This window comes from Sphingomonas glacialis (genome assembly GCF_014653575.1).
In the GTDB taxonomy this organism is placed as follows: Bacteria; Pseudomonadota; Alphaproteobacteria; order Sphingomonadales; family Sphingomonadaceae; genus Sphingomonas; species Sphingomonas glacialis.
Genome location: NZ_BNAQ01000005.1, coordinates 1 through 25,009 on the forward strand (window position 1 = coordinate 1; position 25,009 = coordinate 25,009).

Consider the following 25,009-nt stretch of genomic DNA (forward strand, 5'->3'; position numbering starts at 1 on the left):
CGCGGGGTGGAGCAGCCCGGTAGCTCGTCAGGCTCATAACCTGAAGGTCACAGGTTCAAATCCTGTCCCCGCAACCACCGCTATAAAACGACCATCGCCGCCCTCACGGGCGGCGTTGTCGTTTGTGGCAAACGCCATCAATTCGACACCTTCGCGACAACGTCCGCTTACGGGCCGTGTGCACCGTCCGAATGTATCGTCACGCTCTCGATAAGCCCTGCCTGTATCTACGCCGCTTCGCCGTGGACCAACTCGTCGTAAAGCGTATCGGCCACGGCAACCTGATCCTGCAACCGGCATTCCCTGACAGGCGCGCGTCTGCGCGGTTCAGCGATCAAGGGGTGCGCGCAGACGGCCTAACGCGATAGCGTGGGTCATGCCTTTTCCCAAAACCACGATTCGTCACCTCAGCTATTTCGTCGCGCTGGCCGAAGCGGGCAGCTTCACGCGGGCGGCCGAGCGGATGGGCGTTTCCCAGCCGTCGCTCTCGCAACAGATCCGCGCGCTCGAAACCATCATCGGCGCAGCGTTGTTCGATCGGGGAGGTCCCGCAATCCTTACCCCGCTGGGACGCGACTTGCTCGACCGGGCACGGCGCATCCTGCTCGATGTTGTCGATCTGGAAGATTTCAGGGCAAGTTCGGCCGATCCCTTGATCGGCACGATCCGGCTCGGCGTATCGCCGACGCTCGGCGCGTATCTTATGCCGGCGCTGGTCGCGCGGCTGCACCGCGAGCATCCCACGCTCCGTGTCCATGTCCGCGAGGGCCTGCCGACCGCACTCGCGACCGGACTTGCCACTGGCGTCCACGATCTGATCCTGGCGCAACTGCCCGTGACGGGCGGCGCGTTCCACAGCGAGCGCCTCTTTCGCGAACCTTTGTACGTCGCGATGGCGTCCGATCATCCCCTCGTGGCAAAGACGATCATCGCACCATCCGATTTACGCGGCACCAGCCTGTTGACGCTGCAACCCGAATATCGGCTGGCCGAACAGGTCGCGGCGATCGCGATCGATGTGGGCGCCAACGTACTACGTGACTATGAGGGGACCAGCCTTGATGCGATCCGCCAGATGGCGGGCATGGGCATGGGCCTTGCCTTGCTGCCCGAACTCTACGTCCGCCAGGAAGTTCGCGAAGGCGACGACGTCGTCGTGCGGCCGATAAAGGGGAGCCGCTACTACAGAGATATCGGACTGCTGTGGCGACACGGTGCCGGGCGCGCACCGGCCTATGGCTTGATCGCCGGCTTGCTCCGCTCCGTCTTCTCATAGGAGATTCCTATTGATATCATAAGCTGCGCTGCATTGTCCTAATGCCGGCAATCGAAGATACTCGGCTTCGATTATACGCGAGGGGCACATGGCGGTCGAACACATCGGATGGCGTTCAGCGCTCGGGTGGCTGGCAGAGATTGTCGGGCCTGACATGGCGTACGTCCGTCTCACGATGGTCTACGGCGTCGCGATCAGCCTGTTGTCGCTCGCCACGCCGATCTCGGTGCAGCTGCTGATCAACAGCGTCGCCTACACCGCGATGCCAGCACCGTTATGGACGCTGGCGGGGCTGTTGCTCGGGCTGCTGATGGTGGTCGCGGGGCTCAGCGCCATGCGGTTCTGGATGATGGCGCTGTTCGAGCGTCGGCTGTTCGCGCGGATCGTCGCCGAGATCACCGTCCGCGCGGTCCATGCCCAGAACCCGTTCTTCGCCGACCAGAATCGCGGCGACCTGTTCAATCGCTATTTCGACCTCGTCATCGTGCAGAAAGCGGTGCCGAGCCTGGTCATCGGCGCGTTTACGATCATCCTGCAATCGGCGGTGGGCCTCATCGTCACCAGCTTCTACCATCCCTTCTTCCTTGCCTTCAACGCGATCCTCCTGCTCATCATTCTAGCGATCTGGCTGATCTGGTCGCGTGGCTCGATCCGCTCGGCGGTCGCGCTGAGCCACGCCAAGCACGACGCCGCGCGCTGGCTCGAAAGCGTCGGCGGGTCGAACGGCTTCTACAAGTCGAGCCGCCATTTCGATTTCGCGATGGACCGTTCGGAAGCCGTCACCGCCACCTATGTCGATCGCCATCGCCGCTATTTCCGTTACAGCTTCACGCAGACGGTCGCCTTCCTGCTCCTCTATGCCTTTGCCAGCGCGGCGCTGCTTGCGCTGGGCGGCACCCTCATTTTGAGCGGAGAGTTGTCGATCGGACAGCTGGTTGCGGCGGAGCTGATCCTGGGCGGCGTGTTCTACGGCGTGTCGCAGCTCGGCTGGTATCTCGACACGCTCTACGATCTGGTGGCGAGCGCGGAGGAATTGTCGCTGCTCTACGCGATACCGCAGGAGAGCGCGGTCGTCGCGGTGGGGCAGTCGCCCGGCGACGGTGCGGTGCGGCTCGACCGTGTCGTGATCGAGGGCGCGCGCTTCGATTTCGAGCTCGCGGCGGGCGAACAGCTCGTCACGCGGGCCGACGGGGGTGCCGAACGGTTGTTGGCGATGGTTCTCAAACGCCACGTGATTCCCGAGCGCGGCCTGGTCACTGTCGGTGGTGCCGACATGGCGACGTTCGACATGTATCGGCTGCGATCCGAGGTCATGGTGCTCGACCGGCCGAGCATCGTCGAGGTCACGATCCGCGAGTATCTGACTCTCGCTGCGGCTGCGTCGACATCCACCGTCATGCTCGACGCGCTGGAGACGGTCGGCTTGCGCGACCGCATCGCCGGGCTGCCGCACGGCCTCGATACCCCGCTGGCGGCATCGGGCTATCCGCTGTCGATCGGCGAGGTCATGGCGCTGAAGCTCGCCAATGCGCTGCTGGTGCGCCCGCACGTCCTGATGCTGGCGCAGCTCTACGATCTGATCCCGACGAGCCGCCTGGCCGAGGTGCTGCGCCAGCTCAAGGCGGCCGGTACGACGGTCTTGCTGTGCACGGGGCGGCCCGAGGATATCGCGCTCGACGGCTGGTTCCATCTCGAACCCGATCGGCAGCGACGCTTCGACAATTGTGCAGCGCTGGTCGCCGCGACCCAACAGGGAGCCGGCAATGCCGTATAAGCCCGATCGCCTCGCGCATTTCCAGACGCTTGCCGCAATGCGCGCGCCGAAGGTGGCGTCGGCCGTGGCGTGGATGCTCGTGCTGGGCATCGCGATCGCCGCGGCGATCATGGCGCTGGTCCCCTGGGTGCAGACCGCCAACGGCACGGGGCAAGTCGTCGCGCTCGATCCCGGCGACCGGCAGCAACCGGTGACCGCGCTGGTTCCGGGCAAGGTCGAGCGCTGGTACGTTCAGGACGGCCAGCACGTCGCGCGCGGCGATCCGATCGCACGCGTCGTCGATCTCGACCCAGACCTGCTCGCGCGCCTGGCAGCCGAACGCGCGCAGGTGCAGGCCGAGATCGCCGCGATCCAGCAAAGCCGCGCGGTCGCCGGAATCGATGTTGCGCGCACCGGGCAGTTGCTCGCCGAGGGGCTCGCCGCCCGCCGCGATTACGAGCAGACGCAGATCAAGGTCGCCGACGCCGGCGCCAAGCTCGCCGAAGCGCGCGCCAAACTCAACCGGATCGATATCCAGCTCAGGCGGCAGTCGGCGCAACTCGTCCGCGCCCCGCGCGACGGCCGCGTCCAGCAATTGAATGCCGCGAGCGGCAGCGCGCTGGTATCGCCCGGCACGGTGCTGGCGGTGATCGCGCCCGAGCGCGTCGAGCGCGCGGTCGAGCTGTACGTCGATGGTCGCGACATGCCGCTGATCCGCCCCGGTCGTCCGGTGCGGCTCGAGTTCGAGGGTTGGCCCGCAATCCAGTTCAGTGGCTGGCCATCGGTCGCGCAAGGCATGTTCGACGGGCGCGTTCGCATGATCGATCCCAATGCCGCCCCCGACGGCGCCTTCCGCATCCTTGTCGAACCGCGACCCGGCAAACCGGCTTGGCCAACCGGCACCTTCGTCCGCCCAGGCGGAAAAGTGCGCGGTTGGGTGCAGGGCGAAACCGTCCTCGTCGGCTACGAAGTGTGGCGACAGCTTAACGACTTTCCGCTGGAATTCGGTCAGCGCGGCGCGGCGTCCGGCAAGGCGCAACCCAAGCCGCCCGCAAAGCCCAGCGTCGACGAAACCGGCAAGGACGCGGAGGCAAAGAAGTGACGCGTGTGATCGCCCTGCTGCGCATCGTCCCGCTGCTCTTCATGCTGTGGTCTGGCGTCGCATCGGCGCAGGGCGCGCCACTGACGCTCGACGAGGTGCTGCGCTCCTCCGCGCGGTCCGCGCCGCAGATCGTAGAGGCGCTGGCACGGGTGCGTCAGGCGGATGGGCGCGCGCTTTCCGCCGAGGGCGCGTTCGACACCGTGTTCGACGTGGATGCGCGGTCGCGCGTCGCGGGCTATTATGACGGCACCGTCGTTGAAGCGCGCGCGACACGACCGCTCACCGGCAATGGCGGTTACGTCTATGGCGGCTATCGCGCGTCGCGCGGCACTTTTCCTGTGTATGAGGACCAGGCCTATACCAACCGGCTCGGCGAGGCGAAGGTCGGCGCGCTGTTTGCGCTGCTGCGCGACCGCGTGATCGACGAACGCCGCACCCGGCGCAGCATCGCCGGCACCGATATCGACGTCGCGCGGTTCGAATCGGACATGGTTGCGATCGGCGTCCAGCGCCGCGCAGTCGATGCCTATCAAGCCTGGGTCGCGGCCGGCTTGCGCATGCGCGCCTATCGCGATCTGCTGCACCTCGCGGAGCGCCGCCGCAGCGCTATCGGCCGGCTGGTGACGCTCGGCGCGCGTCCCGACATCCTGCTCGTCGAGAACGATCAGAATCTCGTGCGGCGACGTGCGCTAGCGGTTCGTGCGGAACAGGACGTTGCGGGCGCGGCCAATGCGCTGTCGCTCTATCTGCGCGACGAAGCGGGGGCGCCCGTGACGGTTTCGGAGGATCGCCTGCCGGAGGATGCCGGCGCGCTGGCCGCGCTTTCTATCGCCACGACGCGCGCGGGACCGGTCGAGAGGCCCGACTACCGCGCGGTGCTCGCGCGGATCGACCAGGCGACGTCGCGGCTGGCCCTGGCGGAAAACGATCTGTCGCCTCGGCTCGACCTGCGCGGCGAAGTCGGCAAGGATGTCGGGTCGGTCGGTCTGGGCGGCCCGAGCAGGACGCCGCTTGAGTCTGCCGTCGGTTTCCGGTTCAGCGTGCCGCTGCAGAACCGCGCCGCCAAGGGCCGTGTCGCCGAAGCCCGCGCCGAGATCGAGGCGCTCGGCCAGCGCAGCCGCTTTCTCCGCGACCAGATTACCGTCGAGGTTCAGGGGATCGTCATCGCGGTCGGTGCCGCCGAGCGGCTGGCCGCGATTGCCGACGAGGAGCGTCAGCTAGCCGAACGCCTGGCGACGGCCGAGCGCCGTCGGTTCGAGCTTGGATCGGCCGAATTCTTCCTGGTCAACCAGCGCGAGGAAACCGCGACCGACGCGCGCGTGCGTCTGGTCGACGCCCAGGCGCGGATCGCGTCTGCTCGCGCCGAATTGGCTGCGGCGACCGCCGATCGCGAAGCGTTGCAGCTCATCCGCTGATCGCACTTGCGCGCACAGCAACCTCGAGAAACCCTGTCGGACCTTCAAGGCCGATTGCCGCTGAAGTTTCCCTCTTGAAAGCGTCCGCTATGGGCGTGGGCTACCGATCTTCGCGCGGCCGGTCGAAGTTACGGTTTCAGGCACCCCTCGGTTCGAAAGAGATTTTGCAGTGCATCAAATCTCCGCTCGCTACCGATAACGTTGAGGCCGAAGCCGAGTTTGTGCATTTCGGGCCAGTCGACCACACTGACCGCACCACGGCGGCAGAGCGCGACCGCCATTTCGCGGTTCAGGGCATGGCTGGCGAAGCGCAACGGGCGGTTGGTAAGATCCGGGTCCGTCCCGACTTGATCCACCGCGCTTATCGCCCAGCGCCCGTCGCTGGTTGATCTTGGCGGATCTGTATTGATCACCACAAAGTCGCTTTGCTTCGTCGAGATGAAACGATCGAGCCGCACTTGCGGCTCCGCGAACCACCGCGCATGGAGCATTAGGATCGGCATCGCCGGCACCAGCGTCAGCACGCTCAATAGGATGACCATACCGTCGGTCCGCTGCGGCGCTTTCGCAGCCAGCTGCTGATAGCCCAGCCCCGCGAGCAGCGCGAAGCTGCCGAGATAGGGGTGCAGATAGCGATATCCCCAGCCGTGACCCTGGTACGGCAGGGTGAATCCTACGAACAACAGCCAGATCGCGATCCCGAGAAGCATCGGCGCGGCCAGTCCGCCACGTCGGGCGACGGGCACCGCCGCCACGATGAGCGGGAGCAGCGCCAGGTTCTGCCAGGCGACGAAGCGCAGCATGTTCAGCATCATCCATGACAACGTCAGCGGATCGCGAACCAGGAGCAGCGGTATGACCTTGTCGAGGAACCGGCTGCCACTCGGGTCCGGATGCGCGGATGCGCCAGTTTGCAACGCCGCAATCAACGGAAACCCGATCCACCACGCGGCAATTGCGCAATAGGCAGCGCAGTACAGCAGCCACAGCCGCCATCTGCCCAGCCGGAGGTGCCAGACAATGAACGGCGCGACAAAGAACAGGTGGAACACCAGTTGGTGGAGCCCGGTCGCGAGAAACCCGATCGCGATCGCGCCGGCATGACCCCAACGACCGCCGCGCAGAAACGCGGCCAGCCAGATCAGGTTCAACGCCATGTGGCCCGTCATCGCATAGGTGGTCATCGCGTTGACGAGCATCTGGCTCGAGGTGAAATAGACGATCAGCGTGACCCAGATCGCTCGGTTATCTGCGCCGAACAAGCGCTTGGCGAGATCGAGCAGCGCCACCGCGCCGAACACCACCAATGCGGGGTTGTAGAACACCGGGTCGGCGATCTTGGAAAAGGCGAGCCGCAACAGCGCGTTGACCGGCAAATAGCCGGAGACCATTGCGGTCGGCGATTCCGCGTTCAGGAGGAATGCGGGCACCAGCGCACCCGCAAAAGGTCGCCACTGCGGGGCTAAGGGAGCTGCGAGCCGCCCCTTGTCATAGACCTGCATGTCAAAAACGACCATGCGCTCGTCGCCCGAGATCGGAAAATCAAAGAGCAGGGCGTAGGCGCCCCAGCCAAGCACCAGTGCGATGATGACACTGGCGACCAGAACGACCCGCACGCTCGGTGCTCGATCCGGCAGGCGCCATGCGGGGGCGAAACGCTGGAGGATGAAAAGCAGGACTGGCAGCGCGAGCAGGATGGCGATGTCCTGCGTCTGCACTTGGTACAGTGTGAAAAGATTGCCGGTCGTCGTCGCCGCACGCGCGACCAGCGGAAGCAGCATGAGCGCAGCGAGGTCCAGCGATCCAAGCGGTTTTGGCTGTCGCTTGGGCGCACCGATCATAGTCTGCATCGAAGTTCCTGACACGGTGGCGTGGCCGATCGACCAGGGAAAGCCAAACGACGCGTTCACCCTGTCCGAGCAGCGTTGGGTTAGTCAAATGTCGGGAGAAGCAATAGCGGCGACGTCGATTGCGGCCGGCCGTCCGACCATGCGGTAGCGGTTGATTAACCATTGTCCGCTAGCCCGAGATGAGCGCAGCGGAGGCCATGCATGTTCGTTCAACGGTTCGACAAGACGCTCCCGCCAGCCGCCATGCCGCTTGCGATCTCGATCGTGATGCCGTGCCTCAACGAAGCGATCAGCTTGCCGCACTGCATCGCCAATGCGCGTGACGCGTTGAACACGATCGAGCGCGAGTTCGGGATCAGCGGCGAGATCCTCATCGCCGACAACGGCTCGACCGATGGCAGCCAGGCGATCGCGGCCGCGTGCGGTGCGCGCGTCGTGGCGATTGCGGAGCGCGGCTACGGTGCGGCGATCATCGGCGGCGGGCACGCCGCCTTCGGTGACTATCTCCTCATCGGCGATGCCGACGGCAGCTATGATTTTGCCGATGGCGTCGCGATGATCGCGCGTCTCCTGGCGGGCGCCGACCTGTGCATGGGATCGCGCTTCGCCGGCGGCATCGCACCGGGCGCGATGCCCTGGAAGAACCGCTATATCGGCAACCCGCTGCTCACCGGTGTGCTCAACCTGCTGTTCCGCTCGGGCATCGAGGATGCGCATTGCGGGCTGCGCGCCATTCGCCGCGATGTGTTCGTTGCGCTGGGCCTGACCGGGGCGGGCATGGAATTCGCCAGCGAAATGGTCGTCAAAGCCAGCCTCAAGCGAATCCGTATCGAACAGACGCCGGCGACCCTGTCGGTCGATCTGCGTGACCGTGCGCCGCATCTGCGCCCGTGGCGCGACGGGTGGCGGCATCTGCGCTATTTGCTGATGCTTAGCCCGACATGGCTGTTCGGGATTCCAGCCCTCGCGGCGATGGGCGTCGCGACGGTCATCCTCGCCATAGCGCTCGCGCATATGCTGGGACTTCTCCCCGGGACGGGTGCGTTCGGCACAAGCTGGTCGCTCGTTGCCGGATTCCTGTTCTGCATCGGGCATCTTTCGGCCGTCATGGCCGCCGCGACGCATCTTCACAGCGTCAACGAGGGGTATCGGCGCATGCCGAAGATCGTGCGCCGTTATGCTCGGCTGCTGACATTGGAGACGATGCTGATCACCGGTGCTGCGTTGCTGCTCGTATCGGGGTGCGGGCTCGGCGCGGTCGCGTGGGAGTGGTCCAACGGCGACTTTGCCGCGCTGTCCACACCGCTGCCGCTGATCCTCGCGTGCGTGCTGGGCGCGACCGGGCTGCAGACGATCATCGGCGGCTTCCTGCTGGCGATTATCGCCGGGCACGAAGCGCGCTTCGTCGCAACGGCGCGCCAGGACGCGCGTGTCGCAAGCGCCGTCCCGATCGACCGGATCGCGGCATGACGATCCCGATCGCGACGCTCGGCCTCGGCTGACGGCGGAAGCCGGCGCGTTAGTCAGAGGTCGGCGGCGAGACGCCAAAACGGGCAACAGCGTCGGCCAAACCCGTCTCCAGCGTGAAGCGGGGGCGATACGCGGTCTCGGCGAGCAAGCGGTCGATCGCGCCTTCGATAAGGGGCGGATCATCCGGACGAGTCGGGATCGCCCCATAGGCGACGCGATCGGCCGATCCGGCTGCCTGCGTCGCGATCTCGACGAAGCGTCGGACGGTCGTAGCCTCTCCACTTGCGACGTTGACTACGCCCTCGACCGGCGCGGCGAGGATCGCCACCAGCGCGGCCGCAACATCCTCGACGTGGATGAAATCGCGTCGCTGCGAACCCTCGGACACCTTGGCGACGTCGCCGCTGTGCGCCGCTTCGAGCAGGGAGCCGAGCAATCGTTCGGGTCGCTCGCCGGGGCCATAGGGAAAGAAGATCCGCGCCCAGGCAAGCGAAAGACCAAGCCCGGGGGGCGCCTTTGCAAGGACCGCGTGGAGGCTCGCTTTCGCCGTGCCGTAGAGGGTCGCTGGCCGTATCGGCGAGGTGGCCTCTTCGAGCCGGCCCGACCCCGTCCAGTCATATTCCGCGCAGCTGCCCGCAACGACCGCGCGCCGGCCGCCGCCCGCGACAAAGGCGCGGACGAGGCCGATCGATGCCGCCACCCAATCGAGATTTTCGGAAGCCGCCCAGAAGCCGGGTCTGGCCTCCCAGGCGAGATGGAGCAGGTGCGACGCGCCGATTGCCTCGATCATGCCGCGATCGACACCGGCCAACAGATCGGCCGGATGATCGATGACCCCGGCATGGTCGACCGGCGATCGGCCCAGCGCGTGGACCTCGACACCCGCCTCCAGCAACATCGGCACCACCGCGCGGCCGATGAAGCCGCTGGCGCCGGTGAGAAGGACCCGCATCAGATCAGCTGGAGACTGGGCACCGCCACCACGAAGCGGGCACCCCATTCCCGCGCATAGGCGAGTTGCGCAACGACCTCGTCGCGCAGGTTCCACGGCAGGATCAAGATGCGGTCGGGCCGGTCGGCACGCAGTCGATCCTCGGCGACTATCGGGATCCGGCTGCCGGGCATGTACGATCCCGCCTTCGCTGGATTGAGATCGACCACATAGGGAAGAAGATCGGGGCGGATACCGGCGAAGTTGAGCAAGGTGTTCCCCTTGGCGGCAGCGCCATAGGCGCCCACCTTCAACCCGTCGCGCCGCGCCGCCAGCAGGAACGAGAGCAAATCGTCTTTCACCGTTTCCGCGGAGCGTTGGAACGTCGCGTAGAAAGCGGGCGTCGTGATGCCGGCATCCTGCTCGGTCTGGAGCAGTGCCGTCACCGCCGGGGTGACGGCATGAGGCCCGCCCGCCTTCTGAGCAAAGACGCGCAGGCTGCCGCCATGCGTCGGAAGGCGCGCGACGTCGAACACCGAAAGGCCGTTCGCCGCGAAAATCCGCTCGACTGCCGTCAGCGAGAGATAGGAATAATGCTCGTGATACGCCGTATCGAACTGGTTGCGTGAAACCATTTCGAGCAAATGCGGGAATTCGAAGGTGGCAACGCCGGTCGGCTTGAGCAACTGCGCGAAACCGCCGACGAAATCATTGATGTCGGGCACATGCGCCAGCACGTTGTTGGCGATGATCAGATCGGCAGCGCGCCCGTCGGCGGCCAGTGTCTCCCCTAGCGTGACGCCGAAGAACGCCTCGACAATTTCGATGCCCTTGGCACGCGCGGCGGCCGCGGTGCTGGCGGTCGGCTCGATGCCGTAGGTAGGGATGCCGGCGTCGCGGACATATTGCAGGAGATAGCCGTCATTGGCGGCGACCTCGACCACGCACGACGCCGCATCGAGGCCGAACCGTTCGGTCATGTCCGCCACATACCGCTTGGAATGCTCGAGCCAGCTTTGCGAGAAGGAGCTGAAATAGGCGTAGTCGGCGGTGAACAAGGCGTCGCGGCTGGTGAAATCGACGGTCTGCACCAACCAACAGGCATGGCACACCAGCAGACGCAGCGGGAACCACGTCTCGGGCGCGTCGAGCCGATCCGCGGCAAGATAGGCATTCGACGGCGGCGCACTGCCGAGATCAAGAAAGGGCGCGTGCAAAGGCGCGGCGCAGTGGCGACATTTCACAGCATTACGTCCCGAAAATCGTCTGTCAGCATCGGCCGCGAGCGATCGCGCTCAGACAGGATCGTGATTTCCCGCGGCCACGGTATCGCAAGGCGTCGGTCGAGCGGATTGAGGCCGTCTTCGGCTTCGGGGACATGGCTCGCCGAATGGAAATAGAGCAGATCGACACTGTCGGTCAGCGTTTGGAAGCCGTGCGCAAAGCCCGGCGGAAGCAGCATCGCGGTATTGTTGTCCGCCGACACTTCGGCCGAGACCGAGGTGAGAAAGGTGGGAGAGTCGGGGCGAATGTCGGTCGCCACGTCCCAGACGGTGCCGTTTAGACACAGCACCAGCTTGGTCTCCGCATGCGGCGCGCGTTGGAAATGCATGCCGCGAACCGTGCCGGCCTGCTCGGTCCGGCTGTGGTTCGCCTGGCGCATCGGCCCGCTCCAGCCGGCCGCGAGCAGATCATCGTCGCAGAACAGGCGTGTGAAGGCGCCGCGCGGATCCCCCACCGGATGACGGACGACCAGGCGCGGCCCGCCAGGCATCAGCTCGGTGACGGTAAAGCGGCTCATCGCGCTGCCCCGAATGCCGCAATGTCCGCTTCGCACAGCGCACGGGCGTCGGCGCCGTCGTGAAGATCGCGGTACCAGACCATCGTGCGACGTACCGCCTCCTCCAATGTCCAGCGCGGCACGATGCCCAGCGCGGCGCGCGCTCGGGCGATCTCCAGACTCAGCCAGCCGGCTTCGTGCGGTCCCGGCTCGACCGCACCGAAGCGCGCTTCGCCGCGCCCATAGGCCGCACGGGCGAGATCAACCACCGTCCGCACCGACGCGGCGTCACCGGTCTCTGGTCCGAAATTATAGGCGCCGGCCAAGGCGGGTTGCTGCCACAACGCCTCTGCCAGTTGGAGATAGGCATGGACGGCCTCGAGGACGTGCTGCCACGGACGGACCGCGTCGGGGCGGCGCACGTCCAGCACGGCGCCTGTCTGCCAATGCCGCACCGCATCTGGCAGCAGTCGATCGTCCGACCAGTCCCCGCCGCCGATGACATTGCCCGCGCGTGCGGTTGCGACCGCGATGCCGGCGCCCGCCAGATAGCTGTCGCGATAGCTTGCGGTGACAATCTCGGCCGACGCCTTGCTCGCGCTATAGGGGTCGTGCCCGCCCAACGCGTCGGTCTCGCGATAGGGATAAGGATGCTCCAAGTTGCGGTACACCTTGTCGGTGGTGACGACGACGATCACCCGCAGGCCGGCGCTGTCGCGGCAAGCGTCGAGGAGATGGGCGGTGCCCATCACGTTCGTCGCGAAGGTCGCGAGCGGATCGGCGTAGCTTGCGCGCACCAGCGGCTGGGCGGCCAGATGCAGGACGATTTCGGGGCGCGCGGCGCGCACCACGTCGGCAACGCCGGCGCGATCACGGACGTCGCAGTCGCGATGCGTAAGGCCATCCGCGATGCGGGCCAGCGAGAACAGGTCGGGCGTCGTCGAGGGGGCGAGCGCGAGCCCCGTCACCTCGGCACCAAGCTGGGCGAGCCGGATCGCGAGCCAACCGCCCTTGAAGCCGGTATGGCCGGTCAGCAGAACCCGACGCCCCCGCCAGAAGGACGGGTCGGCCCGCATCACCATGTCCGCCACGGCGCCCGGCCGCTGGCCCACATCTCTTCCAGCTGCTGCTTTTCGCGCATCGTATCCATCGGTTGCCAGAAGCCATCGTGCGCATAGGCCATCAACTCGCCCTTGGCGGCGAGCGTCTCGAGCGGGGCGGCCTCCCAGGTCGTCGCATCATCCGCGATTTCGGAGATGACGCTGGGGTTGAGCACGAAGAATCCGCCGTTGATCATGCCCCCGTCGCCGCGCGGTTTTTCCGCAAAGCCCATGACCTGATCGCCGGTCGTCTCGAGCGCGCCGTATCGGCCCGCCGGCTTTACCGCGGTGATCGTCGCCGCCTTGCCATGCGCCTTGTGAAACGCGATCGAGGCGGTGATGTCGATGTCGGCGACACCATCGCCATAGGTGAAGCAGAACGCCGCCTCGTCGCGGACATGGTCTGCGACGCGGCGCAATCGCCCGCCGGTCATCGTCGCTTCGCCGGTATCGACCAGGGTTATCCGCCAGGGCTCGGCGCGGCGGTTGGAGTAGGTGGTTTCGTTGCGTGCCAGATCGATCGTGAGATCGGAGACATGCGACATGTAGTTCAGGAAATATTCCTTGATGATATAGCCCTTATAGCCGCAGCAGATCACGAAGTCGTTGATTCCGTGCGCGGAATAGATCTTCATGATGTGCCACAGGATCGGCTTGCCGCCGATCTCCACCATCGGTTTCGGGCGGAGATGGGTTTCCTCGGAGATGCGCGTCCCCAGACCGCCGGCGAGGATCACAGCCTTCATATCAAACTCCCCGCCCGATTTGGCGTTTCGATACAGGACGATGCCCTGCGATGCTACACCCCGACCGCCCGTCGGCTAGCGCCCCTGGAGGATCGCCCAGCGTGCCGACGTGAAATTCCACACGAACAAGAGCACGGTGGCTACCGGCGTCGCCACGATTACCGGGACGCGCAGCCCCGTGCAGAGCAGCACCATCAGCAGCGTCGAGCCCAGAAATCCCATGATCGCGGTAAGCATGAAACGCTGCAGCCGGATCCAGGAACGCGCTTGCTCGAAGGTAAACGCGCTGTGGATCAGGTAGCCGATCGGCGTCGTAACGCCGAAGGAGAGGATGAGCGCGACGGGATACGCGATCCCGCACTGCGTGGCGCTGATCACGATGACATTGTGCACCAGCGCGCAAAAGGCTCCGCCTGCCAGATAGCGGAGCGGTTGCCACCGGATCGTCTGCCAGATCACGCGCGGGCCAGCATCGCGAAATTGTTGCGCCACGGCCGCACGCGCGCCTCCGCCACGATCGGTCGGCGGCCGAAGGCTTCGGCGAGCATCGCATCAGCGTCGGGCTTGGAGAGATAGTGGACATGGTCGCCCGTCAGCCATCGATCTCCGGCGTGGCAAAGCCAGTGGATCGGGGTAGGCGTCCGCTCCCAATCCTTGAAAACAAGCGCTCCGTCGGGCGCAACAGTCCGCCGCACTGCCGCCAGCAGTTCGCGGCGGATCGCTGTCGGAACATGATGGATCACGTCGGACAGGATGACGAGATCGAACTGTCCGGGCTGCTCGAGCGCGACCGCCTGGACGGTCTTCTCCTCGAACGAAACGCGCTCGCGGCATCCGCGAAACAAGCGTCCGGCATTGGGCGTCACGTCGATCGCCATGATCTCCGCGTCGGGGTACAGCTGTACCAACCGTTCGGTAACCGCACCTTCGCCGCATCCCACTTCGAGAATTCTGCGCGCCTGCGGCACCCATGCGCCGATTTGACGACAATAGGCGTCGATATCGATGAACACCGATCGATAGAGGGCGGCGACGAGATGTTCGTGCCGACCGAACATGCGGCGCACGGTGGGCCCGATCGGCATCGTCACAGCACTCCTGCGGATTTGGCGCGCAGGCGCGGCAGCACGCGCTCGATGATGCGCGATCGATGAATATAGCGTCCGGCCCCGACGGGCCCGAGCCGAAGCACCGACAGCAGCGCTGCGCCAAGCGCGCGCAACTGGCCGTTCGCCGCGTCGGCGAGCGCCGAATTGACGGCGATCGAGGCATTGGCGAGCCGGCGTACCTGTGCGCGACGGCCTTGCGGAATAGCGGCGATGTGACGCTCGACGACGATGCGGTGCTGCGCCTTGAAATTGCTCGCCGCGCGGCTGCCGGTCGTGGTGGCGGACGACCCGTGAATGCGAAAGGCGGCGGTGACGGTGTCGTGATAGAGGACCTCGCCATGCAGCGCGAGCTTGATCCACAGATCCCAGTCGCCGGTGTACCACAGATCAAGGTCGAGGCCGCCGCAAGCGAGCCAGGCGTCGCGGCGGATGACCGGGCTCACCACCGCGACGAAATTCTGGACGAGCAGCTTTTCGAGCAATGCGCTCCGCTCGACCGGCGCTTCGCCGTCAGCCAGCGGACACCGCCAGATACCGCGAACCTTGTCGTCCTTGTCGATGATCGCGGTCGGCGCGAGGTGCAGCGCCGCGTCCGGCCGTCCCGTGATCCAGCGCCGCACTGCCGCGGCCCGGCCTGGCAGCCACAGATCGTCCTGGCATAACCAGGTGACATGCCGGGCGCTGGCATGGCGGACACCGAGATTGGTTTTGGGCGAGCAGCCGTCGATGCCGTCGGGGTCGACGAAGCGGAAGTTCAGCCGGTCCGCGAAACGGCGGATGATGGCCATCGATCCGTCATCGGGGCTGCTGTCGATGACCACAACCTCGATGCCGGGATCGGAATCGGCGGCGATCGACGACAGCGTCCGTTCCAGCCATTCCTCACCACGATAGACGGGCAGAATGACCGAGAGCCAAGGTCGCGGGACGGCGTGCTTAGCCGGGGATGCTTGCATAAGACTGAGAGCTGTATGCATTTTCGCGTCGTCCCGAATTGTGCATGCCATTTCTAAGGATTGTTAGTTAACGAAACCTCTAGGGCCGATGCCCCGTCCAGCGCCGGCGGCGATGGCCGTCGTTGCACCGAGCTTCCGGTGGTCGAATGATCGTGGCTACGACGCCGACGGGTTTAGCGTGCGGGGCCGATTATCTTGAGCGGCGTCGGGCGGAATAGTCCATCAAGAACAGCGACGCGCGGTCGGCGGTGGCGAAGTTGGCTGTCGAAAGGAACTGGTGGTTGCCGATAGTCGGCAAAACCGAAGCGGTTGCCGATCGACGCGGCTTCTCCGCCGCAACGCGGGCGTCGTGCGTCGTTCTGCCCGTCATCGCCCGTGGCGTAGCGGCACTGAAACGAGTTTTCGGTGTGAGCGTATTCCATACGAGCGGCGCCGCCGACCGACGAAGGCGCTGCGGCAGCCTTGCCCGAAGGCAAATTGTCAGACCCAACGTAGGAATGTACTTTAGAAACTGGTGCTGCCGGTGAGGATTGAACTCACGACCTCAGCCTTACCAAGGATGCGCTCTACCACTGAGCTACGGCAGCATGTCCGCAAAGCACCTTACGGCGTCTGCGGAAGCGGCCTAAGAGCGGTTGGCGCGGGGATTGTCAAGGAGCGTTTCACCGGTGAGCACAAAAGAAGACGAGAAAGCGGCGCGGCTGGCCGCGGCGCTGCGCGAGAACCTCAAGCGCCGCAAGGGGCGCGAGCGAGCGCTCGACGCTGCGCCGCGCGACGACGATGTCACGCGATAGGCGCGCATTTCGCCGCGAGCCAGGCACGCTCGTCGGCATCGAGATGATCGCCGATCACCGCGACGACGCGGGCATGGTATGAATCGAGCCACGCGCGTTCGGCTGCACTCAGCATCCCGGTGACGATCAGCGAGCGTTCGATCGGACAAAAAGTGAGCGTCTCGAACCCGAGCATCGTCGCGCCCTCGGCAAAGCCGCGTTCCTCGACCAGGATCAGATTCTCGATCCGGATCCCGTATTCGCCCGCTTTGTAATAGCCGGGCTCGTTCGAGAGGATCATGCCGGCACGCAGCGGCTCGGCCGGGCCGCCGCCGGGATAGGTCGGCGGCGCGATCCGCTGCGGCCCTTCATGCACCGAGAGATAGGCGCCGACGCCGTGGCCCGTGCCGTGCGCATAATCGAGCCCCACCGCCCAGAGCGGCCGCCGCGCGAACGGATCGAGCTGCCCGCCGGTCGTGCCGTGCGGGAAGACTGCGGTCGCCAGCGCGATATGGCCCTGCAGCACGCGTGTGAAGCGATCGCACATTTCGGGGGTCGGCTCGCCGATCGGCAGGACGCGCGTCAGGTCGGTCGTGCCGTCGGCATATTGCCCGCCCGAATCGACGAGATAGAGCTGCCCCAGTTCGAGCGGCGCGTTCGATTCGGGCGTCGAGTGATAGTGCGGGCTCGCGCCATGCGCGCCCGTTGCCGAGATCGTGTCGAACGAGGTGTCGAGCAGCACGCCCGTCGCCTCGCGGAACGTCTGCAGCTTCGCCACGCACGCCAGTTCGTCGAGCCCGCCCTTGGGCGCCTCGGCCTCGACCCAGCGGAGGAATTTCGCAAGCGCGGCACCATCGCGCGCCGAGGCGGCACGGTGACCGTCGATCTCGACGCGGTTCTTGACCGCCTTGGCGAGCACGACGGGGTCGCGCAGCGCGAGCACCGTGGCGCCGCCCTGATCGAGCCGGTCGAAGATCGCGGCGACCGCGCGCTCGGGATCGGCGGCGATGCGCTTGCCGGCGTAGCGGCCGAGCGCGTCGGCAAAGGCGCTGCGCGGGTGGAGGCGGATCGCATTGCCGAGATGCTGGCGCACCGCGTCGCTGACCTTTTCCGGCGCAACGAACAGGTCGGCGGTGCCGTCGGCATCGACGATCGCGTAGGCCAGCGCGACGGGCGTGTGCGCGACGTCCTTGCCGCGCACGTTGAGCGCCCAGGCGATCGAATCGAGCGCGGTCAGCACGACGGCGTCGGCCTTGGTCGCGGCGAGCCAGTCGGCGATCTGCGCACGCTTGGCGGCCGAGCCGACGCCGGCGCGCGCTTCGTCCTGAACGACGAGCGGCGCGTCCGATGGGGCAGGGCGTTCGCTCCAGACGGCGTCGATCGGATTGGTCTCGACCGCGACGAGCTCGGCACCGCGCGCGGCGAGCGCGGCGCGCGTTTCGTCGATCCAGCCGCGGGTGTGGAGCCAGGGATCATAGCCGATCCGCCCGCCGGCCGGCGCATGCTCGCCGAGCCATGCCGCGATGCTCGTCGCAGGAACGGCGACATAGGCCCAGTCGTCGGCCGAGACCTGCTCGCGGACTTGCAGCGTATAGCGGCCGTCGGTGAAGATCGCGGCACTCTCGGTCAGCACGACCGCGCTCCCGGCGGACCCCTGGAATCCCGTCAGCCACGCGAGGCGCTGCGCATAGGCACCGACATATTCGCTCATATGCTCATCGGTCAGCGGGACGACGAACCCGTCGAGACGGTCGTGCGCCAGCTGGGCACGAAGGGCGGCGAGGCGTGTGGAATGGATCGACATGCGTTTTCTCGTGGTTGCGGGAAGCGGGGGGGCGTTCGGTTGCGAGGCAGCCTATCCTGACGGATCGGGCGGGACGAAGCGCAACCTTGCCAGATCGCGCCCGGGCGCGACAGGGCCGACGGCATCCATCCCCGCAGGCGTGCCCCGTTCGCCTGCGGACGCGCAATCCTAAGGATGTGGGTTGCTGCTGGAGGTCTCGTCCCGACGCTGGCGATGCGCGCCGAGAAGAGAGCGCAGCGCGACGCAAGCGGATGTCGGGGTGGCGTTCGCTGCGGTCGGACAGATCGACGGCGCGCTGCCTGAGCCGGGTCGCCCAAGTGCACGCATCTCGACTTGTCCCGCCGGGAGCGGGTAGGGATTGGGGATGACAGACCTTACCCCGCCCGTCGCGCAGACTCGCGCCCACAGCTTCACCGCACACGGCGTGACCATCGAAGACCCGTACGCGTGGCTGAAGGACCCCAACTATCCCGAGGTCGACGATACGGACGTGCTCGCCTATCTCGCGGCCGAGAACGCCTATTTCGAAGCCGTGATGGCGCCGCACAAGGGGCTGATCGACCGGCTCTACGCCGAGATGAAGGCGCGCATCAAGGAAGACGATTCGTCGGTGCCGCAGAAGGATGGCGACTGGCTGTATTGGACCTCGTTCGAGACCGGCGGCGAGTATCGCAAATGGTGGCGCAAGCCCGTCGGCGGGGGCGAGCCCGACCTGATCCTCGACGAGGTCGCGCTGGCCGAGGGCAAGGAATATTTCCGTTTGGGCGCCTTCTCGGTGTCGAACGACGGGCGGCTGCTCGCCTATGCGATCGACGACAATGGCTCGGAGCGGTTCGAGGTGCGCGTCAAGGATCTGACGAGCGGCGCACATCTGCCCGACGTCATTCCGGGGATGCTGTCGGAGATCGTCTGGACCGCCGACGACAAGGGCTTCCTCTACGGCCTCGCCAACGAGCAGTGGCGCACCGACAATGCGAGGCTGCACTGGCTCGGCACGCCGGTCGCCGACGATGTCGAATTGTTCAAGGAAGCCGATGAGGGCTTCCGCGTCGGCGTCAGCGAGACGAGCGACCGAAAGTGGATCGTGCTGTCGAGCGGCGACCATGTGACGAGCGAGATCTACCTGCTCCCGGCGACCGACCCGCTCGCCACGCCGCTGTGCGTCGCGCCGCGCAAGGTGGGGTGCGAGTACGATGTCGACATGCACGGCGACACGCTGTTCATCCACACCAACGACACCGACCCCAATTTCCGGCTGTGCACCGCGCATATCTCGGCGCCGGGCGAGTGGGTCGAGAAGATCGGCCCGTCGAAGCATTTCTACATGACGGGGATCGACTGCTTCCGCGATTTCTTCATCGTCGACGGGCGCGAGGACGGGTTGGATCAGATCGAGATCCACCGCTACGATGAAGGCATCGCACCACAGCGGATCGTGTTTCCCGAGGCGAGCTACGATGCCGGCCTCGGCAACAATCCCGAATATGCGATGGACGTGCTGCGCGTCGGCTATGAATCGATGGTCACGCCGGGGACCGAATATGATTACGACGTCGCGACGGGCACGCTGACCACGCTCAAGGTGCAGGAAATCCCTTCCGGCTATGACGGCGACAGATATCGCACCGAGCGGCTCAAGATCGCCGCGCGCGACGGCACCGAAGTGCCGGTGTCGATCGTCTACCCCAAGGACTTCCCGCGCGACGGCAGCCGGCCGATCTATCTCTATGCGTACGGCGCGTATGGCTATGCGATCCCGCCGGGCTTCTCGACCGGGCGGCTGTCGCTGCTCGATCGCGGCTTTGCCTATGCCATCGCGCATATCCGCGGCGGGGACGATCTCGGCCAGCAATGGTATCTCGACGGCAAGCTCCAGAAGCGCGCCAACACCTTCAACGATTTCGTCGATGTGGCGAAGGGGCTGATCGCGGGCGGCTGGACCTCGGCCGGCAAGATCGCAATCGCGGGCCGTTCGGCCGGCGGCGAGTTGATGGGTGCGGTGGTCAATTCCGATCCCGAACTGTGGGGCGCGGTGATTGCCGACGTGCCGTTCGTCGACGTGCTCAACACGATGCTGGATGCCGAACTGCCGCTGACGCCGGGCGAGTGGCCCGAATGGGGCAACCCGATCGAGGATAAGGCGGCGTTCGAACTGATCCGCGGGTACTCGCCGTATGACCAGGTGAAGGCGCAGGCCTATCCGCCGATGTTCATCAGCGGCGGGCTCAATGATCCGCGCGTGACCTATTGGGAGCCCGCGAAATGGGCGGCCAAGCTGCGCAGCGTGAAGACCGATAGCAACGTGCTGCTGCTCAAGACCAACATGGGCGCGGGGCATGGCGGCAAGTCGGGGCGCTTCGAAAGCCTGCGCGAGGCGGCCGAGGAGCATGCCTTCGTGCTGTGGCAATTGGGCGTCGAGGCTTAGCTGCGATGACGGTGGAGCCCTTCCTCCGTCACCCCCGCGAAAGCGGGGGCCCCGCTGCCTGGCGCGGTTCGAGAGGAAGAAGCGGGATCCCCGCTTCCGCGGGGATGACGGTGGGGACTGAAGCAAGAGGCGGCGTACGCTAGTGTCGATCGAAACGATCATTGCGAAATATGGGCTGGCTGCGCTGTTTCTCGGCGCCGGCATCGAGGGCGAGACCGTCGTCGTCGCGGGTGGGTTGCTGTCGCACAAGGGGCTGCTCCCGCTGCCCGGTGCGATGGCGGCGGCGGCGGCGGGGTCGTTCGTCGCCGACCAGATCTTCTTCAGCGCCGGGCGCTATTTCCGCGGCAAGGCGTGGGTCAAACGCCAGCAGCAGCGTCCGATCTTCGCGCGCGCGCTGGGATTGCTCGAACGCTATCCGATCGGCTTCATCTTCGCCTTCCGCTTCATCTACGGCTTCCGCACGATCAGCCCGATCGCGATTGGCACGACCAGGGTCGAGACCAAGCTGTTCCTGCTGATCAATGCGATCGCGGCGGTGGTATGGGGGATCGTCTTCACCGGAATCGGCTATCTGTTCGGGCACAGTTTCGAAAAACTGATCGAGCGCTTCCTGCCCGACAAGCATGCGATCCTGATCGTCGGCGGCGCGGTCGTCGCTGTCGCCGCGATCGTCGGGGCGATCCATTGGTGGCGCACGCGCGGGAAAGCCGCGACGTGAGCCGCTTCGTGCAGGCGATCACCGCGAGCGCCGCCGACATCGACGAGCTCGGCCACGTCAACAATGCGGTATGGGTGCGCTGGATCCAGGAGATCGCGGTGGCGCACTGGATGGCGCAGGCGCTGCCCGAGCATCGCGACGCCTATTTCTGGGTCGTGACGCGGCACGAGGTCGATTATCGCGGCAATGTCGGTGTCGGCGAGACGGTAACCGGCGAGACCTGGGTTGCCGCGGCACCCAAGGGCGCGCGCTTCGACCGCGCGGTGCGCTTCACCGGAGCCGACGGCAAGGTGAAGGTCGAGGCGGTGACGACTTGGGCGATGCTCGACCGCGCGACCGGCAAGCTCGCGCGGGTGCGCGACGAGATCGCCGCGCCGTTTTTGTGACGCGGGCGGAACCTGTGCGGCGCCCGAGGGCTTGGTTGTCTCAAGCTTTTGAAAGGCCGCAGCGATGCTCGAACATGTCCCCGAATGGCTTGGCGCCAGTTTGCGCAACATCCGCGCCGGTGCCGAGCATCTCGCGATCGTCCATCCCGCGCTCGGCGTCGGCGCGGTCGAGATTGCGCTGAGCAGCCCGGCGTTCGGCGATTTTGCCGAGATGCCGGCGCGCTTCACCGCCGATGGCGCGGGCGTCTCGCCGCCACTCCACTGGGCCGACGCGCCGGCCGGGACGCAGAGCCTCGCGCTGATCGTCGAGGATGCCGATTCGCCGACGCCCGCGCCGCTGGTGCACGCGATCCTGTGGGGCATGAACGTCGCGACGACGGGGCTTGCCGAGGGCGCGATTGCCGCCGACGGCGCGGCGGGGGCGATCGGGATCAACTCGTATCTGTCGCAAGGCTGGCTCGCGCCCGATCCGCCGAGCGGGCATGGCGAGCATCGCTACGTTTTCCAGCTGTTCGCGCTCGATTGCTCGCCCGAGGATCTGGGGGATGGCCCGGGGCGCGGGGCGGTGCTCAATGCGATGGCGGGGCATGTGATCGGTGCCGGGATTCTGACCGGGCTCTATTCGCGCGGTGAGGTCGTCGATGCGCCGGTGGGTGACGCGGCCGCGATTGGCGGACCAGCGGTAGCGTAGGTGTCGCGCCCCTCCCCTTCAGGGGAGGGGCTTTCAGGTTAGCCGCTGTTGCGCAGCGCGGTCGCGATCGCGTTGATCGACAGCAGGATGCCTTCGCCGATCCGCTCGTCCTCGTCACCCGCGCGGCGGCGCTTGATCAGCTCGATCTGGAGCAGGTTGAGCGGCTCGATATACGGCAGCCGCAGCCGGATCGATGCGGCGAGCGCGGGATGCGCCTGCAGCAGCCGCGTCTGCCCGGTGATCTCGAGCAAGCCGTCATGCGCTTGCTGCCAGCCACCCACGATCCGCGGGAAGATCGCGTCGGCCAGCGCGCGATCCTCGACCAGCGTCGCGTAGCGCGCGGCGATGTCCATGTCGGACTTGGCGATCACCTGCTCCATATTGGCAAGGCTTGCAGCGAAGAACGGCCAGCCCTGGGCCATCTCGGCGAGCAGCCCCTTGTCCTCGAAGCTGCTCAGCGCCTGGCCGACGCCGTACCAGCCCGGCAGCATCACGCGCGCCTGCGCCCAGCTGAACACCCACGGAATCGCGCGCAGATCCTCGATCTTGTCGGACTTGGTCCGGCTCGCCGGGCGGCTGCCGATCTTGAGGCCGGCAATCTCGACGATCGGCGTCATCTGGCGGAAGAAAGTGCGGAAGCCCTCGGTGCCATAGACCAGCCCGCGATACGCTTCGAAGGCCGACGCCGAGAGCGTGTCCATCGCCGCCGAGAAACGCCGCGTGTCGGCGGCCGAAAGCGCATCGGGCTCGAGGCTGGCGAGCAAGGTGGCCGAGGCCATCGCCTCGAGATTGGTGATCGCGCTGTCGCGCGTGCCATATTTGCCCGCGATCACCTCGCCCTGCTCGGTGATGCGGATGCGGCCCTGGACGGTGCCCGACGGCTGCGCGCGGATCGCCGCGAAGGCCGAGCCGCCGCCACGCCCGACCGCGCCGCCGCGGCCGTGGAACAGCTGCATGCCCACACCCGCGCCGGCGAACACGCCCTTCAGCGCGGTCGAGGCCTTCGACAGGCTCCACGTCGAGGTGAGATAGCCGCCATCCTTGTTGCTGTCGGAATAGCCGATCATCACTTCCTGGAAGCTGCGCGCCGCGGTGATGCCGCGCACTTCGGGCAGCGAGAACCATTCGGTCATGATGCCGGGCGCGGCCTCGAGATCGCCGATCGTCTCGAACAGCGGCACCGCCATGATCGCCGCGCTAGGCGTCGCGCCGCCGCGGTAGAGCCCGACCTCCTTGAGCAGAATGTTGAGCTCGAGCAGGTCGGACACCGATTGCGCCATCGAGACGATGTGCTGGACGATGCACGCCGGGCCGTAGGTGGCGTGCGCCTCGGCGGCGGCGCGGACGATCGCGAGTTCGGACTTCGTCTCGTCCGAATAGTCGGCGAACGGGCTGGCGAGCGGCCGCGCGTTCGACAGTTCGTGGCGCAGCAGCGAGACACGCTGCGATTCGTTGAGCGACAGGTAATCCGCCTCGACACCCGCCACCTTGAGCAGTTCGGCGACGACGCGTTCGTGCACCGCGCTGTTCTGACGCAGATCGAGCGTCGCCAGATGGAAGCCGAAGGTCTCGCACGCGCGGATCAACCGGCCGAGCGCCCCGCCCGACGACAGCGCGCCGCCGCCCGACCGAAGCGCGCGCGCGATCGTGACGAGATCGGCGCGGAACGCCTGTGGATCGGCATAGCGTTCGCCCTTGAGCGCAGCGGCGCGCGGCGCCGGCTTGCCGGTGAGCGCGAGATGCGTCGCGGCGAGGCGCGCGTAGATGCCCGACAGCGCACGGCGATACGGCTCGTCGCTGCGGCTCTCGGCGGTGTCGCCGCTGGCATCGGCGAGCGCGATCACCGCGTCGTCGGCGGGCGCGAGATTGGTCGAGATCGACAGCTCGGCGCCGAGCGCATGGACCGCGTCGAGGTAATAGCCGAGCACCGCTTCGCTCGCCTTGGCGAGCGCGGTCTTGAGGCTGTCGGCGGTGACGAACGGGTTGCCGTCGCGGTCGCCGCCGATCCAGCTGCCGGGCTTGAGGAAGCTCGGCACGCGCTCGCCGAGCGCGCGGTCCCAGCGCTGGTAGAGCGCGGGCAGCGCGGGCAGAAAGACGTCGCGCAGATACGACAGTGCGATCTCGACCTCGTCGGTGACGTAGAGCCGTTCGCGGCGCAGCACACGCGTCTGCCACAGCAGCGCGATCTGGCGCAGGATCGCTTCCTCGACGTCGTCGCCATCGGGCGTCTCGTGGACGTCGGCATCGCGCAGCCGCATCAGCGCCGCGATCCGGTTGCGATGGTCGATCATCGACTTGCGGCGGACTTCGGTTGGATGCGCGGTGAGGACGGGGGCGATCAGCGCATGGTGGAGCAAGTCCATCACCTGCGCCTTGTCGATCCCTTCGCCGGCGAGCCGTTCGAGCGCGGCGGCAAGATCGGCGCCCTGTTCGGCGGCGACGCCTTGGCGATCCTCGGCAAGATTGGCGAGCATCGAAAACAGCATGAAACCGCGCACGAAATCGAGCGTCTCGTCTAGACTCAGCGCATCGAGGCCGAGATCAGCCTCGGGCCCCCCGTCGCCATTCTTGGTGCGATGCCGGTCGACCGAGGCGGCGCGGATCGATTCGGTCCGCGCGTAGAGCGCGTCGCCGCCATAGGTGCGGATCACGTCGCCGAGCAATTTGCCCAGAAAACGAATGTCGGGATTGTTTGCGATTCCGGGGAGGTCAGCCATGATTTCA

General features: G+C 66.4%; 21 protein-coding genes and 2 tRNA genes. 11 read left to right on the plus strand and 12 right to left on the minus strand.

Going from position 1 to position 25,009, the window contains the following annotated elements:
* The 5 genes from IE187_RS15315 to IE187_RS15335 all read left to right on the plus strand — a co-directional run bounded on the left by IE187_RS15315 (position 1) and on the right by IE187_RS15335 (position 5,546).
* Positions 1–77, plus strand: a tRNA-Met gene (locus IE187_RS15315).
* A 299-nt stretch (positions 78–376) separates the two neighbouring features.
* On the plus strand, positions 377–1,276 hold the full coding sequence (locus IE187_RS15320) for a hydrogen peroxide-inducible genes activator (protein ID WP_189676963.1): 900 nt from the start codon (positions 377–379) through the stop codon (positions 1,274–1,276).
* Positions 1,277–1,364: 88 nt separating this feature from the next.
* On the plus strand, positions 1,365–3,050 hold the full coding sequence (locus tag IE187_RS15325) for an ATP-binding cassette domain-containing protein (RefSeq protein ID WP_189676964.1): 1,686 nt from the start codon (positions 1,365–1,367) through the stop codon (positions 3,048–3,050).
* Positions 3,040–4,131 (plus strand): efflux RND transporter periplasmic adaptor subunit, encoded by a 1,092-nt coding sequence (locus tag IE187_RS15330; RefSeq protein ID WP_189676965.1) that lies wholly within the window; start codon positions 3,040–3,042, stop codon positions 4,129–4,131. The genes IE187_RS15325 and IE187_RS15330 overlap by 11 nt, the downstream gene beginning before the upstream one ends.
* Positions 4,128–5,546, plus strand: a complete 1,419-nt coding sequence (locus IE187_RS15335) for a TolC family protein (RefSeq protein ID WP_308435290.1) — start codon at positions 4,128–4,130, stop codon at positions 5,544–5,546. Before IE187_RS15330 ends, IE187_RS15335 begins: the two co-directional genes overlap by 4 nt.
* 128 nt (positions 5,547–5,674) lie before the next feature.
* Here IE187_RS15335 and IE187_RS15340 read toward each other — a convergent pair whose 3' ends face one another.
* Positions 5,675–7,396: a hypothetical protein gene (locus IE187_RS15340; protein WP_189676966.1), complete on the minus strand. Its 1,722-nt coding sequence runs from the start codon at positions 7,394–7,396 to the stop codon at positions 5,675–5,677.
* Between the two features lie 201 nt (positions 7,397–7,597).
* Between IE187_RS15340 and IE187_RS15345 the strand changes: the two genes are divergently transcribed.
* A complete protein-coding gene (locus IE187_RS15345) occupies positions 7,598–8,866 on the plus strand; it encodes a glycosyltransferase family 2 protein (protein WP_189676967.1) in 1,269 nt (422 codons plus the stop codon).
* 49 nt (positions 8,867–8,915) lie between these two features.
* Here the strand turns inward: IE187_RS15345 and IE187_RS15350 are convergent, their stop codons facing one another.
* From IE187_RS15350 to IE187_RS15390, 9 genes are all read right to left on the minus strand, one after another.
* Complete coding sequence (locus IE187_RS15350; protein WP_229839441.1) at positions 8,916–9,818, minus strand: NAD-dependent epimerase/dehydratase family protein; 903 nt, start codon at positions 9,816–9,818, stop codon at positions 8,916–8,918.
* Entirely contained in the window at positions 9,818–11,041 is a 1,224-nt protein-coding gene (locus IE187_RS15355) for a class I SAM-dependent methyltransferase (RefSeq protein ID WP_189676969.1), read from the minus strand. The genes IE187_RS15350 and IE187_RS15355 overlap by 1 nt, the downstream gene beginning before the upstream one ends.
* Complete coding sequence (locus tag IE187_RS15360) at positions 11,038–11,598, minus strand: dTDP-4-dehydrorhamnose 3,5-epimerase family protein (RefSeq protein ID WP_189676970.1); 561 nt, start codon at positions 11,596–11,598, stop codon at positions 11,038–11,040. The genes IE187_RS15355 and IE187_RS15360 overlap by 4 nt, the downstream gene beginning before the upstream one ends.
* Complete coding sequence (gene rfbG, locus IE187_RS15365; protein ID WP_189676971.1) at positions 11,595–12,653, minus strand: CDP-glucose 4,6-dehydratase; 1,059 nt, start codon at positions 12,651–12,653, stop codon at positions 11,595–11,597. Before rfbG ends, IE187_RS15360 begins: the two co-directional genes overlap by 4 nt.
* On the minus strand, positions 12,653–13,423 hold the full coding sequence (gene rfbF, locus IE187_RS15370) for a glucose-1-phosphate cytidylyltransferase (RefSeq protein WP_189676972.1): 771 nt from the start codon (positions 13,421–13,423) through the stop codon (positions 12,653–12,655). Before rfbF ends, rfbG begins: the two co-directional genes overlap by 1 nt.
* A 75-nt stretch (positions 13,424–13,498) precedes the next feature.
* Entirely contained in the window at positions 13,499–13,915 is a 417-nt protein-coding gene (locus tag IE187_RS15375; RefSeq protein WP_189676973.1) for a GtrA family protein, read from the minus strand.
* On the minus strand, positions 13,879–14,508 hold the full coding sequence (locus IE187_RS15380; protein ID WP_189676974.1) for a class I SAM-dependent methyltransferase: 630 nt from the start codon (positions 14,506–14,508) through the stop codon (positions 13,879–13,881). The genes IE187_RS15375 and IE187_RS15380 overlap by 37 nt, the downstream gene beginning before the upstream one ends.
* Positions 14,509–14,510: 2 nt before the next feature.
* A complete protein-coding gene (locus IE187_RS15385; protein WP_229839443.1) occupies positions 14,511–15,488 on the minus strand; it encodes a glycosyltransferase in 978 nt (325 codons plus the stop codon).
* 512 nt (positions 15,489–16,000) lie between these two features.
* Positions 16,001–16,075 (minus strand) — tRNA-Thr (locus IE187_RS15390).
* A gap of 81 nt (positions 16,076–16,156) precedes the next feature.
* On the opposite strand from IE187_RS15390, the gene IE187_RS21625 reads away from it, so the two are divergent.
* Entirely contained in the window at positions 16,157–16,282 is a 126-nt protein-coding gene (locus IE187_RS21625) for a hypothetical protein (RefSeq protein ID WP_268249518.1), read from the plus strand.
* On the opposite strand, the gene IE187_RS15395 is transcribed toward IE187_RS21625, so the two are convergent.
* Positions 16,272–18,065, minus strand: coding sequence for an aminopeptidase P family protein (locus tag IE187_RS15395; RefSeq protein ID WP_189676975.1), 1,794 nt, complete (start codon positions 18,063–18,065; stop codon positions 16,272–16,274). The two genes, IE187_RS21625 and IE187_RS15395, sit on opposite strands and share 11 nt — an antisense overlap.
* 364 nt (positions 18,066–18,429) lie before the next feature.
* On the opposite strand from IE187_RS15395, the gene IE187_RS15400 reads away from it, so the two are divergent.
* The 4 genes from IE187_RS15400 to IE187_RS15415 all read left to right on the plus strand — a co-directional run bounded on the left by IE187_RS15400 (position 18,430) and on the right by IE187_RS15415 (position 22,285).
* Entirely contained in the window at positions 18,430–20,490 is a 2,061-nt protein-coding gene (locus tag IE187_RS15400) for a S9 family peptidase (protein ID WP_189676976.1), read from the plus strand.
* Positions 20,491–20,632: 142 nt separating this feature from the next.
* Complete coding sequence (locus IE187_RS15405; protein ID WP_189676977.1) at positions 20,633–21,208, plus strand: DedA family protein; 576 nt, start codon at positions 20,633–20,635, stop codon at positions 21,206–21,208.
* A complete protein-coding gene (locus IE187_RS15410) occupies positions 21,205–21,594 on the plus strand; it encodes an acyl-CoA thioesterase (protein ID WP_189676978.1) in 390 nt (129 codons plus the stop codon). The genes IE187_RS15405 and IE187_RS15410 overlap by 4 nt, the downstream gene beginning before the upstream one ends.
* Positions 21,595–21,658: 64 nt before the next feature.
* The gene (locus IE187_RS15415) at positions 21,659–22,285 is read left to right on the plus strand and encodes a YbhB/YbcL family Raf kinase inhibitor-like protein (RefSeq protein WP_189676979.1); all 627 of its coding nucleotides are present in this window, start codon (positions 21,659–21,661) and stop codon (positions 22,283–22,285) included.
* A 38-nt stretch (positions 22,286–22,323) separates the two neighbouring features.
* Here IE187_RS15415 and ppc read toward each other — a convergent pair whose 3' ends face one another.
* Positions 22,324–25,002: a phosphoenolpyruvate carboxylase gene (gene ppc / locus IE187_RS15420; protein ID WP_189676980.1), complete on the minus strand. Its 2,679-nt coding sequence runs from the start codon at positions 25,000–25,002 to the stop codon at positions 22,324–22,326.
* Positions 25,003–25,009: the final 7 nt, after the last annotated feature.

Excerpts from the sequence above, each read along its gene's own strand:
- IE187_RS15350 (WP_229839441.1), bottom strand. The coding sequence starts at position 9,818 with ATGCGGGTCCTTCTCACCGGCGCCAGCGGCTTCATCGGCCGCGCGGTG.
- IE187_RS15325 (WP_189676964.1), top strand. The coding sequence starts at position 1,365 with ATGGCGGTCGAACACATCGGATGGCGTTCAGCGCTCGGGTGGCTGGCA.
- IE187_RS15320 (WP_189676963.1), top strand. The coding sequence starts at position 377 with ATGCCTTTTCCCAAAACCACGATTCGTCACCTCAGCTATTTCGTCGCG.
- IE187_RS15395 (WP_189676975.1), bottom strand. The coding sequence starts at position 18,065 with ATGTCGATCCATTCCACACGCCTCGCCGCCCTTCGTGCCCAGCTGGCG.
- IE187_RS15400 (WP_189676976.1), top strand. The coding sequence starts at position 18,430 with ATGACAGACCTTACCCCGCCCGTCGCGCAGACTCGCGCCCACAGCTTC.
- rfbG (WP_189676971.1), bottom strand. The coding sequence starts at position 12,653 with ATGCGGGCCGACCCGTCCTTCTGGCGGGGGCGTCGGGTTCTGCTGACC.
- IE187_RS15330 (WP_189676965.1), top strand. The coding sequence starts at position 3,040 with ATGCCGTATAAGCCCGATCGCCTCGCGCATTTCCAGACGCTTGCCGCA.
- IE187_RS15380 (WP_189676974.1), bottom strand. The coding sequence starts at position 14,508 with ATGCCGATCGGGCCCACCGTGCGCCGCATGTTCGGTCGGCACGAACAT.
- IE187_RS15340 (WP_189676966.1), bottom strand. The coding sequence starts at position 7,396 with ATGCAGACTATGATCGGTGCGCCCAAGCGACAGCCAAAACCGCTTGGA.
- IE187_RS15345 (WP_189676967.1), top strand. The coding sequence starts at position 7,598 with ATGTTCGTTCAACGGTTCGACAAGACGCTCCCGCCAGCCGCCATGCCG.
- rfbF (WP_189676972.1), bottom strand. The coding sequence starts at position 13,423 with ATGAAGGCTGTGATCCTCGCCGGCGGTCTGGGGACGCGCATCTCCGAG.
- IE187_RS15415 (WP_189676979.1), top strand. The coding sequence starts at position 21,659 with ATGCTCGAACATGTCCCCGAATGGCTTGGCGCCAGTTTGCGCAACATC.
- IE187_RS15385 (WP_229839443.1), bottom strand. The coding sequence starts at position 15,488 with ATGCAAGCATCCCCGGCTAAGCACGCCGTCCCGCGACCTTGGCTCTCG.
- ppc (WP_189676980.1), bottom strand. The coding sequence starts at position 25,002 with ATGGCTGACCTCCCCGGAATCGCAAACAATCCCGACATTCGTTTTCTG.
- IE187_RS15360 (WP_189676970.1), bottom strand. The coding sequence starts at position 11,598 with ATGAGCCGCTTTACCGTCACCGAGCTGATGCCTGGCGGGCCGCGCCTG.